Below are 12,318 nucleotides of genomic sequence, written 5' to 3'. Positions count from 1 at the left end.
TTTTAGATTATCATCGCCCGTAATGCTGTAAATCCTAGTTTTAGACAGGCAACCAAACCAAATAATTTGGTTTGGTTTTTAACATTATTTCTTACTCGAATTTAATTCAATCAACTGCAGTGCTTTTGCTTTAGCGATTGCCTCAACATTCTTTAACTGGGTTTCGTTAATGGCCGTTTTGCCAATAATAGTCATCACGACAATGATAATTTCCCCGTTTACATAAATATGATTGGTTAAATCGGTAATAACCCCCTCGGGTTTTTGATCGTTAATATTCGCATGTTCAATCGTCCTGACAACTAAAACATATGATGGTTCTGCAACAACATCATTTTTGATAACCGTTTTTACTTTACCGTCTTTTTTTTCTACCACATTATCAGGTTTGCTCTTATAATCTTCAATCAAAGCATTTTTAGCAGAATCCCATGCCGCTTGCGTTAAAGATTCGGGTTTGTTTTGATAGGTTGCATAGATAATAATTTGCGGCAACCCAGATGCCACCTGCTCTTTTTCTTTTGCAATAACATAAAAAGCTTGTATCTGTTCTTTATTGGCGCTAGAAAATAGCTCTGAAAACACCTTGAATTGCTTTGATTCTTTATCGCCAACAAAATGATACCCTTCATAATCAGGCAGAATAATTTTTTTCTCGCCGAAGATTATTGTATTATTAGCAAAACTGCTTATACAATAAAAACTAAGTAAAAAAATCCATATTAATTTAGTTTTCATTAAATGCTCTCTCTTATAATTGCAATAGATTGACTGTATGATTTGCAATCACCCATTCTTCATCTGTTGGTATGACCATCACAGAAGGATGCCCAAGCCAATCAAGACTATCAGATACCGCTTCCCGGATAGTTGAGGCATTTTCTCCAATGCCCCCAGTAAAAATAAGTAAATCTAGGCCTTCTAACGCGGCTGCTAGCGATCCTATTTCTCTTTTAATTCGATAAATAAATAATTCAATCGCCTCTTTGGCTTCTTTGGAATGATTTTCGAGCAATACTTGCATATTATTGCTAATGCCAGAGACGCCTAATAAACCAGATTCCTTATAAAGTATTTTTTCAATTGCCGCTGCATCCAATTTTTTAAATTGCATAAGATAAAGTAAAACACCCGGATCAATAGAACCACAACGTGTGCCCATCAGTAATCCTTCGAGGGTAGAAAACCCCATCGTTGAAGCAATGCTGACGCCGTCTTTAATTGCGCAAAGGCTTGCCCCATTTCCCAAATGAGCCACAATAATTCGTTGTCGAAATTTTTCAGGGAAAGTCGTTTTTACTTTGGAAATAATGTACTCATAAGACAAACCATGGAACCCATAACGTCTTACGCCTTCCTCTGTTAAGGCACGGGGGATCCCAAATTGAACAGCCAAATGTCCTTGGGAATGATGAAAAGCGGTATCAAAACAAGCAACCTGTTCTATTTCAGGATGCTTTTTCAGTATGGTTTCAATTGCTGCGACATTATAAGGCTGATGCAATGGCGCAAAAGGAATCAACGATTTTAAATACTCAACAACATCACTTGATATTTTTACAGGCTGATAATACCGTCTTCCACCGTGCACTACGCGATGTCCCACAGCCATAATGGGTGAACCTAACTCTGCCAACTTTGTTAATAGCAGCTCATAAAAAAACTCATAATCGTGCTTAGGATCATAATGTTCTTGAAAAACGATTTGTTTATGGTGATTACGGATCTTAAAAATGGGATCTGTTTTAATATTCTCTATAGAGCCATCATGGATTTTTTGCAGTGAATTTGAAACAGAATAAGTTGCAAATTTAATACTGGATGATCCTGCATTCAGTGTAAGCAACACTTTATTACCCATATTAAGTTACCTTTTGTCCTTTTCTGCCGCTATATAAATAGCATAAGTTGTTTTACAGCATTTTTCTTAGAAGGAAATACGTATGGTATTTAATCCAGTAACCGATAATCGTTGGGTCTATGAAATTGCTGACGCATATCTTAATGCTATACACCCTATTTCAGATTATTCGCACGATCTATCCAAACAATTAATTCGTATATCGGATAGTTTAAATATTCCTTATAAAATTCCTCATATGAATCCTGACTTGATGGCAAAATTATTTAAAAACCACAAATACTTACTACGTGGAATGGCGGGATCTTTATATGTTTATCATATGTTGATTGACACCTATCATAAACCTGAATTTGGAATCAACGGCGTCAAAATAGGTGATGACTATTATGACGTAATAGAAGAAATCGTTAAAAAAAGAAACTTTTGTGATTTATTGCATTTTAAAAAATTAAGATATAACAAAGAACAACCTAAAATGTTACTCGTTGCGCCTATGTCAGGCCATTATGCAACGCTCTTAAGGGGAACAGTAACCGATATGTTACCCCACTATGATATTTATATTACCGACTGGAAAAATGCCAGAGACGTTCCTTTATCTGAAGGGGCATTTGATTTTAACGATTTTGTGCAATATATGATCACTTTCATGCAACATTTAGGTCCTGATCTACATGTTACTGCCGTCTGCCAACCAACCGTGCCAGTTTTGGCTGCTGCAGCTGTCATGTCTGCCAATGAAGAACCCCATTTGCCCAGTTCATTGACACTGATTGGTGGTCCTGTGGATACGAATGAAGCCCCAACAGCCGTCAATGACTTAGCAACTTCACGTAGTGATGAATGGTTTAAGCAAAATGCTATCTCAATCGTTCCAAGTCGCTATCCTGGTTATATGCGTTTAGTCTACCCCGGATTTATGCAGCTTTCAGGTTTTATGAGTATGAACCTTGATCGACATATGAAATCTCTCACCGAAGCAATAAAGCATTACGCTGAAGGTGACAGAGTCAATGCTTTAAAAACCATCAAATTTTATAGTGAATACTTGGCAACCATGGATTTAACAGCTGAGTTTTATATACAAACGATGAATACCGTCTTTCAAGAAAAATTGTTGCAACAAGGCCGAATCAAATTACGCGGGAAATATGCGCAATTAAGAGATATCAAACATATTGCCTTACTCGCGATTGAGGGGGGCAAAGATGATATTACAGGTGTTGGACAAACTAAATCAGCATTGACACTCTGTAAAAATGTCCCAGATTCAATGAAACATTATTACTTAGCCGAAGAAGTTGGGCATTATGGTTTATTTAATGGCAGCAAATTTAGAAAAGCTATCTTGCCTGAAATTTTAAAATTCACCGGCAGTATTAAAAAGCCCTTACACTAAAGGATAAAAGTATGCATAAGAAGTTACTCGATATCCAACAGTTACAAGATGATTATATTGCACGTTGCAATAAAATGGAGAAAATTTCGATTGCCGTTGTGCATCCTTGTAGTGCAGATGCTTTAAATGGCGTCATTGAATCCGTGAATGCAGGCTTAATTGACCCTGTTTTAATAGGGCCGGAACATAAAATAAATGCCGTTGCCAATGAAATCAATGCAGATATTTCTTCTTTTAAATTACTCGATGTTCCACATAGTAATGCTGCCGCTGAAACTGCTGTTAAATTGGTACATCAGGGCAAAGTCGAAGCAATAATGAAAGGAAGTCTTCATACCGATGAGCTGATGAAAGAAGTTGTTAAACGTGACGGTGGTTTACGCACAGAGCGAAGAATTAGTCATATTTTTTTGATGGCACGAGAAACTTATCATAAGCCTTTTATTATCACTGATGCGGCGATAAATATCACGCCTGATTTAATGACCAAAAGAGATATAGTGCAAAATGCCATTGATTTAATGAGAGTCGTTAATCCTGAGATTACACCAAAAGTGGGTATTCTCTCTGCTGTAGAAACTATTACCCCTGCTATTCAATCAACCATCGATGCTGCCTGTTTGTGTAAAATGGCCGATCGCGGGCAAATTACAGGTGCAATTGTCGACGGTCCTTTTGCTTATGATAACGTCATCAGTGCACAAGCGGCAAAAGTAAAGAAGATCAAATCAAAAGTCATTGGTGATGTTGATATTTATCTGGTGCCCAATTTAGAGGCCGGCAACATGCTTGCCAAACAGTTAGCTTTTCTAACGAATGCTTTCAGCGCGGGAATGATTTTAGGCGCTAAAGTACCTATCGTCTTAACCAGTCGCTCTGATGGCGTAAAATCAAGAATCAGTTCTTGTGCGATTGCGGTTATGATGGTTTATGCTAAAAAGCATTGTGTAGAGGAAGAAGAATAGCGCGTATAAAGTGAAGTTATTATTATTTTATGATTAAATGAATTCGCTTTTTATCTAATGTTTCTATGCCACAAAGAAACCAAACCTACAAATCAAAAATCACTCGAACATTAAAACAAACTAATGCAATTTGCGTGTTCTAACTTCCCTGATTTATTATCTCACTATTAAGCTATCCATTCTTTTGCGCGGGCCATATGTGAAGCTTCGCAAACTGCTTTAGCATAATCTGTAGGTGGATACTTTCCTGGAAATCGTTCTTATATTGAGCAGAAATAGTGATGTCAAAAATAGCCTCATATAGGCTGTGTTTTACGTAAAAACGTCGAAAAGATGGCTACAGATATTTTAGAAAATATTAACTATTTAATTGAAAAAAAATATCAGAAAATCCTCGGCGTTACATTAAATTTTGACAAACCAAGGAAGATGGCTGAAAAAGACATTGATTTACTCAAAAAAAAAATAATTTTAATATTTCATCTAATCCATTTGATGCATTATAGTCTGTTCGAGCATGCATAATTATTCAAGTACATTTTTTATTGCTTCAACTCACTTTAAAATATAGAATGTTTACATATTAATTTATATGTAGTTATTTCATTATGCATAAAGGTCCACATTGTTCAAACAAAACCCAGTTTTCATCAACTGAAATTAACCATTTTTATGCGGCACTCAATGATGCCCGCATCAATAACTTAAATGGTTTTAATGATGTTCGAAGAGCTCTTGAGCGTAATCCACAAATAGTTTTTGAAAGAAGCAGAGAGGGAGATACCTCTCTTATTATTGTATTAATCAAATACGAACATGAGAATAAAATAAATTCGTCATTATTTAAGCTGATTCTGTCAGCAATAAAAGAAAATTCTGATTTAAATGCTATTCATACTATCTTAACTCATCCTTCAAAAGCAGGATTTATGCCATTACAATCTGCTTTAAAATCTGGAAATCCTGAAATTACTAATAGATTGTTTGATATATTGGAAAAGCACCCAAAAATTCTTGCTGAGAATTTATCCAATATAACTAAAGATGGATTTATGCCATTACAATCTGCTTTAAAATCTGGAAAACCTGAAATTACTAATGGATTGTTTGATATATTGGAAAAGCACCCAAAAATTCTTGCTGAGAATTTATCCAATATAACTAAAGATGGATTTATGCCATTACAATCTGCTTTAAAATCTGGAAATCCTGAAATTACTAATAGATTGTTTGATATATTGGAAAAGCACCCAAAAACTCTTGCTGAGAATTTATCCAATATAACTAAAGATGGATTTACGTCATTAGAACAAGCCTTAAGATCTGGAAATCTTGAAATTACAAATCGACTGCTTGATATATTAGAAAATCATCCAGGAATTCTTGTTAAGAATTTATTAAATCTAAAAAAAGATGGATTTATGCCATTACAACACGCCTTAAGATCTGGAAATCTTGAAATTACAAATCGACTGCTTGATATATTAGAAATGCATCCAGAAATTCTTATTGCAAATTTACGCAATAGTACAAAAGATGGGTTTATGTCTTTGCAACATGCTTTGGCTTCTAGTAACCCCCTAATTGTAAATCGATTACTCGAAGTCCTAGAAAAAAACCCCAAAGCCCTTGCTGAAAATTTACACAATAGAACAAAAAATGGGTTTATGTCTTTGCAACATGCTTTGGCTTCTAAGAACTTTGAAGTTACTGATAGGTTACTCAAGATATTATCAAAGCACAAAGAAGCCCTCATTGCTAATTTACGCAATAGAACAAAAGATGGATTTATGCTTTTGCAACAAGCTTTAGCTTCCAACAGCTCACCTGAGATGGTTTATACATTAATTGAACTACTTCGCCATGAACCTAAATCATTAAGAGATAACTTGCTTAACATCACAGAACGTAATCATTCCACATTTAGCACGGCAGCAAGAAACGGCCAGCATCAGATTATTCAATTATATCTTTGGGCATTTAAGTTGGCTTTTAACGACGATGCCAAAATTGAATTTAAAAAAATATACAGTTCTAACAGAGCGCCATTCTTACAGTGGTGTCAAGAACTTATTGATAAAGCCTTGCGAGGTGATTTTCCTGACGCTCCGCAATTAGCGCAGCAAGCAGAGAAAGAGAAACAAAAGAAAATATACGAGATTGACGAAAAGGGAGAAGGCGAGATCACCGAAAAAAATAGCTCCGCCTCAAATAACTATAATGAAGGTTTAGATAATTTATCACCAAAAGATACACAGAAAATCACTGAATTCTTTGAGCGCCTCCCATCTGCCTCTAACAATTCGCATGATTTCGATTGGGTCCAAAAAATGATTAATCGAAACCCTGAAATTGTTTTCGCAAGAAATAGAAATCGAGACACATCTCTTCTTACGGTTTTATTAACAAAAGGCAAACATAATAAGCACAAAGATCAATTAGTAGATCTTATTATTTCAATAATAGAAAAAAGTTCTAACACAGATTCAATTTATCAACTGTTAACGCATTCTTCAAATGCTGGTTTTATGCCTTTGCAACATGGTTTGGCTTCTAGTACCCCCCTAATTGCAAATCGATTACTCGAAGTCCTAGAAAAGCACCCCAAAGCCCTTGCTGACAATTTACACAATAGAACAAAAGATGGATTTATGCTTTTGCAAGGTGCTTTGGCTTCTAAGAACTTTGAAGTTACTGATAGATTACTCAAGATATTATCAAAGGACGAAGAAGCCCTCATTGCTAATTTACGCAATAGAACAAAAGATGGATTTATGTCTTTGCAACATGCTTTGTCTTCTAGTAACCCCCTAGTTGTAAATCGATTACTCAAAGTCCTAGAAAAACACCCCAAAGCCCTTGCTGACAATTTACACAATGGAACAAACCATGGGTTTATGTCTTTGCAACATGCTTTGGCTTCTAAGAACTTTGAAGTTACTGATAGATTACTCAAGATATTATCAAAGGACGAAGAAGCCCTCATTGCTAATTTACGCAATATAACAAAAGATGGATTTATGCCTTTGCAACAAGCTTTGGCTTCTAGTAACCCCCTAATTGTAAATCGATTACTCGAAATCCTAGAAAAGCACCCCAAAGCCTTTGCTAACAATTTACAGAATAGAACAAAAGATGGATTTATGCCTTTGCAACAAGCTTTGGCTTCTAGTAACCCCCTAATTGTAAATAGATTACTCGAAGTCCTAAAAAACCACCCCAAAGCCTTTGCTGACAATTTATCCAATGTTACTAAAGACGGATCTATGCCATTACAATCTGCATTAAAATCTGGAAATCTTGAAATTACAAATCGACTGCTTGATATACTAGAAAACCATCCAGAAATTCTTACTGCAAATTTATGCAAAAGAACAAAATATGGATTTATGCCTTTGCAACATCCTTTTGCTTCTAAGAACATTGAAGTTACTGATAGATTACTCAAGATATTATCAAAGCACAAAGAAGCCCTCTTGGCTAATTTACGCAATCGATCAAAAGATGGATTTATGCCTTTGCAACAAGCTTTCGCTTCCAACTGGTCATCTGAGATGGTTTATAAATTAATTGAACTACTTCGCCATGAACCTAAATTATTAAGAGATAACTTGCTTAACATTACAGAACGTAATCATTCCACATTTAGCACCGCAGCAAGAAACGGCCAGCATGAGATTATTCAGTTATATCTTTGGGCATTTAAGTTGGCTTTTAACGACGATGCCAAAATTGAATTTAAAAAAATATACCGCTCTAACAGAGCGCCATTCTTAGACGAGTGTCAAGAACTTATTAATAAAGCCTTGCGAGGTGATTTTCCTGACGCTCCGCAATTAGCGCAGCAAGCAGAGAAAGAGAAACAAAAGAAAATATACGAGATTGATGAAAAGGGAGAAGGCGAGATCACAGAAAAAGATAACTCCGCCTCAAATAGCTGTTTAGATAATTTATCACCAAAAGATACACAGCAAATCACTGAATTATTTGAGCATCTCCGCGATTCATTAAGTAGCAAATTTCCTGAAAGTATCGAACTAGAATCTAAGAATAATGAACATGAGATTGCAGAAGACGGAATAATTGATGCATTCTTGCCAAAGGAAGCTAAAGGAAAAGAAAAAGTCACGATTACTGAAGAAAATAATGCTCCATTAAACAGTAATAGTAAACACCATGCTGCTTCAATGCTATTAAAAGAGTTGCCAGCTAGTAAAAGAATAAAGTCTATTGAATCTGTACTGAGCAAAGAACTTACTCAAGCCAGACCTACAAATACCATTTATGACAAATCTCGAGAAGCTGAGGAAGAAGAAGTAGTAATTGTGCCTCCCACCGCAGGCATTAATCCTAAATATTTAGATCACGACTACCAACAAAGTTTAGATAAAGGATTTCATCCTGGGTATCACGATAGAAAACCTCACAAGCTAAATTTTAGTTTTATCCATCAATTGCCCCCGCTTTCTTCAAAGGATAATAGAAAACCATTTGAGATCCGTACTCCTAATTTAAAAGCGACCTTTTATACTTGTAGTAATAATATTGTTCCCAAAGACGAAGTGACTTTTATTTGTGCTGGCCGTAAACAAAATGCGCTAATACCGCTAGGAAGTCGGTGCATCGTTGTTTGTACTCAATCTGAATTTGAAGAGTTAAAGCGTTACGGCATTCGTAATTTGTTGATGGTAAAAGAAGTTTACGGCCAGGGCGGCGTATTTCCCACAGATAAAATAACTTCGCGACGTTTGGCTATCTTGTTAGCAGCAAATTATTGGCAACTCAATAATTGCATCATGCTGGATGATAATATCCAATGTGTTGAATTTGTAGGGAATGGCAACGATTGGTTGAGTTTCTATCGACTGCTTGAACATAATTTAGGCTCTGAGCCTTGCCTAACCGTATCTAAGCATTATTCTAATCAAATGCAACCTGGACAATTAGGCTCCAAGCTCTTTATGCTTAATATGGCGAGAATCAAAGAGCAGTTTCCACAAGAGCGAGATTTAACCGTATTGCTCCCCTATTTAAAAAATGTCCATTTCTGGGGAGAAGATTATTATTTTCAGTTGATGCTACACTATGCTTTCAAACCGCACGCTCAAGGCTATCGTATTCTAGATAAAACAATAGCCACTTTTACTCGTGCAATTACGCACCGCAACGCTTTTGCGTTGTCGGGTAACAACCAAACGCGTATTTTAGCAAATACATTTGATACACCATTATTCCCTCAACATAATGGGATGCAAGAATCATGGGTAAGACAGACGATTATATGTCTCAATCAAATTATTGATAGCAATCGGCAAAATTATATATCTAAAAAGGCTCTACCCCCACTGCTGCTTTCTCAGAGCACAGAAATAGTTACTGCCAATGCAGCAACCAATATGCAGGTATCACAATCTAAGTCGATCATGAATAGATTTGAGATACGCTTTAAAAAGAAGTCCCATTTATCTTCTGAAACGACAACAACTTTAACAAGAAATTTACCTAAGCATCCAACCAACAATTATGATAACAAAGAGCCATTAATTTATAGAGATGTCACAAAAGAATTAAAAAATGAAATCGACAACATGCCTACTAGATTACTACGTCATTGCCAAATGAAAGCACTGCGCAGTATTGCTAAGCATTGTGTCATAAATACTCAATTGCAAGTTATTATGGCTACTGGCACTGGTAAAACTAGAGTCCAAGGTATGCTCGCAACGTTAATGTATTCTCATTTGCAAGAAAATGAACATATTGTGATTTCCACTGCCAATATACAATTAGTTTCACAGTTTGCTCAGGCTTTAAAACAAGCCTATCCTCAAGTGGCAGATAATATTGTTTGTATATCAAGTGACCCTCATCATATTTCGGTTAATAAAGGTCTAGCACAAGGTATTTTTTATGGCAAACCTAAATTATTTATTTTTTGCATAGATAGCTTATTAAACCTCATTGAACAAAATCCTAGCTTTACATCCCAAGCTCGATTAATGCTTTGTGACGAATACCATGCCTATGCTGTGGATACTATAAAAATAGCCAATATGACAAAAAATATGATGATAGGATTTTCTGCAACGCCACCAAAATCCTCTACATTAAAAACGGTATACACTTATTCTATAAAACAAGCTATTAAACAAAATGTTTTAGCACCTCTTATCATAGATAGTCTGGAGATCGAATATAATTTATCTAATGTTGAAGCTTTTGAGCGTTGTTTGCCGACTATTTTAAAGCAACAATATCACCCAGGATTCACTCAGAATTTGAGAAATCTTTCTGAATGCAAAGGTGTTATCTATTTACCTTCTATTAAAGCAATAGAAAGAACGAAGAAATTATTAGATAAACATAGCATATCAAGTTATGCTATTCATTCTCAAAATAGTAGCTGCTTTCAAGAATTAGAAAAATTCAAGTGCTCACAACACGGGGTGCTACTTGCTTGTGATATGTGCAAGATCGGTTTCGATGATGAAAATTTAAGCTATGTTATCATTGCGCAAAAACCAGGCTCAAGAAATGCAGAACAAATTGTTGGACGTGCACTACGTAAAAATGGTGATAAAATCGGTTATGTTCTTACTTTTTCTGATGTTGCTGAAAAGTTACAGCGATTTATTAAAGGACAAATGATTAAATTCCCCATTTTTAGTGATTATTTAGAAAATAAAACGAATGCTGTCGCACGAAGTAATGAAGAAAATGGCCATGCCATTCGATTTAGTATTACACCATTTATGCAGCATAAACAAAATGAAATAAATGTAAAAAAATCTCTCCAACTTTCTGATGAGGAAACTCAAAAGATGTTAACTTTTCTTCGTTCACAAGCCTCATCTAGGCGTTTAAAAAGCGAACCCTCTTGGGACACTTTAGACAAAGATAGTAAAACCTTCTTTGATCAATTAGAAAGCAAAGGATTTTTTAATTACGCTATGGAGACAGTAAAGAGAAATGAACGTATTGTTCGTGAAAACACTGCAGGATTAAAAAGAAAAACAATGCGGTGATTAGTAAATCAAATCTATTTGTGAATGATTTTCTGCACACGAACGCTCTAATCTATCTAAAATAGCGGTCCATTCTTTTGTTTTGGGCGGACATTCAATTAAAATTGCTCTCGTGGTAGCTTGATCAGCCAGACGCAAGGATTCATATATTATCTTCGCATATTCAAGCGGATTATTCGGTAATTGCACCCCTTGAGAAAAACGAGATTGATATTCAGGTGAGATATAAATTCCAAAGGTTGTTTCATGCTCATCTTGAATAGTTGCGAAATCATTGATATCTTCGAACAAAAATGCAGGTTTATTCGGCGAATAATGTGACTTTAAGGTACCAGACACTTTGCGACTTTGTGTACCAGGCGCATTAATCGCAATGTTGTTTCTTAAAACAGCTTGTATGGCTTCTTTACTTACCATACCTGGACGTAGGATAGTGCAAGCATCATGACAAGTTGCATCAATAATGGTCGATTCAATCCCAACATCACACATCCCACCATCTAAGATGGAAACCTTATCACCAAATTCAGCCATAACATGTTCAGGATGAGTTGGACTGATTTTACCAAATTGATTAGCTGATGGTGCCGCAAGTGGGCTACCCACTCTTTCGATAAGGGCTAAAGCAGTAGGATGATTGGGCATTCTAATACCAACAGTATCTTGCCCACCGGTGACCCAGTCTCCTACTCGCTCTGATTTGTATAAAACAAAGGTTAAAGGGCCTGGCCAGAAATGATTTGCTAATAAATAGACATAATCTGGGATATGAATAGCATAGGTTTCAAGCTGTGTAATTGCACTAATATGAATGATGAGTGGATGATTTTCGGGACGTCCTTTAAGGCTAAAAATCTGTTTTACAGCCGATTGTTGGCTGATATCCGCCGCTAAGCCATAGACAGTTTCCGTTGGAATAGCCACCACAGAGCCCGCTTTTATTAAGCAAACGGCTTCATCAAGTGGAATTAAGGGATTTTTGCTCACGACTAATTGGGACATTCAACTCTATGAAAATTAGAGAGAGTCTAATGCCTTTGGCTTGAAACATCAACATGCTAGTTA

Annotated in this window: 6 protein-coding genes; 3 read left to right on the top strand and 3 right to left on the bottom strand. The window is 35.9% G+C overall.

Going from position 1 to position 12,318, the window contains the following annotated elements; genetic code table 11:
* Nucleotides 1-84: 84 nt before the first annotated feature.
* On the bottom strand, nt 85-738 hold the full coding sequence (locus HT99x_RS07390; protein WP_075066265.1) for a hypothetical protein: 654 nt from the start codon (nt 736-738) through the stop codon (nt 85-87).
* Between the two features lie 13 nt (nt 739-751).
* Nucleotides 752-1,861, bottom strand: coding sequence for an acetate/propionate family kinase (locus tag HT99x_RS07385; RefSeq protein WP_075066266.1), 1,110 nt, complete (start codon nt 1,859-1,861; stop codon nt 752-754).
* An 82-nt stretch (nt 1,862-1,943) separates the two neighbouring features.
* On the opposite strand from HT99x_RS07385, the gene phaZ reads away from it, so the two are divergent.
* From phaZ to HT99x_RS07370, 3 genes are all read left to right on the top strand, one after another.
* On the top strand, nt 1,944-3,263 hold the full coding sequence (phaZ, locus tag HT99x_RS07380; RefSeq protein ID WP_075066267.1) for a polyhydroxyalkanoate depolymerase: 1,320 nt from the start codon (nt 1,944-1,946) through the stop codon (nt 3,261-3,263).
* Nucleotides 3,264-3,274: 11 nt separating this feature from the next.
* Complete coding sequence (locus HT99x_RS07375) at nt 3,275-4,228, top strand: bifunctional enoyl-CoA hydratase/phosphate acetyltransferase (protein WP_075066268.1); 954 nt, start codon at nt 3,275-3,277, stop codon at nt 4,226-4,228.
* Nucleotides 4,229-4,836: 608 nt separating this feature from the next.
* Entirely contained in the window at nt 4,837-11,253 is a 6,417-nt protein-coding gene (locus tag HT99x_RS07370) for a DEAD/DEAH box helicase family protein (RefSeq protein WP_075066270.1), read from the top strand.
* Here the strand turns inward: HT99x_RS07370 and HT99x_RS07365 are convergent, their stop codons facing one another.
* The gene (locus HT99x_RS07365) at nt 11,254-12,255 is read right to left on the bottom strand and encodes an L-threonylcarbamoyladenylate synthase (RefSeq protein WP_075066271.1); all 1,002 of its coding nucleotides are present in this window, start codon (nt 12,253-12,255) and stop codon (nt 11,254-11,256) included.
* Nucleotides 12,256-12,318 lie beyond the last annotated feature (63 nt).

Source organism: Candidatus Berkiella aquae, assembly GCF_001431295.2.
Lineage (GTDB): Bacteria > Pseudomonadota > Gammaproteobacteria > Berkiellales > Berkiellaceae > Berkiella > Berkiella aquae.
This window is presented reverse-complemented; position numbering and strand designations above follow the sequence as displayed.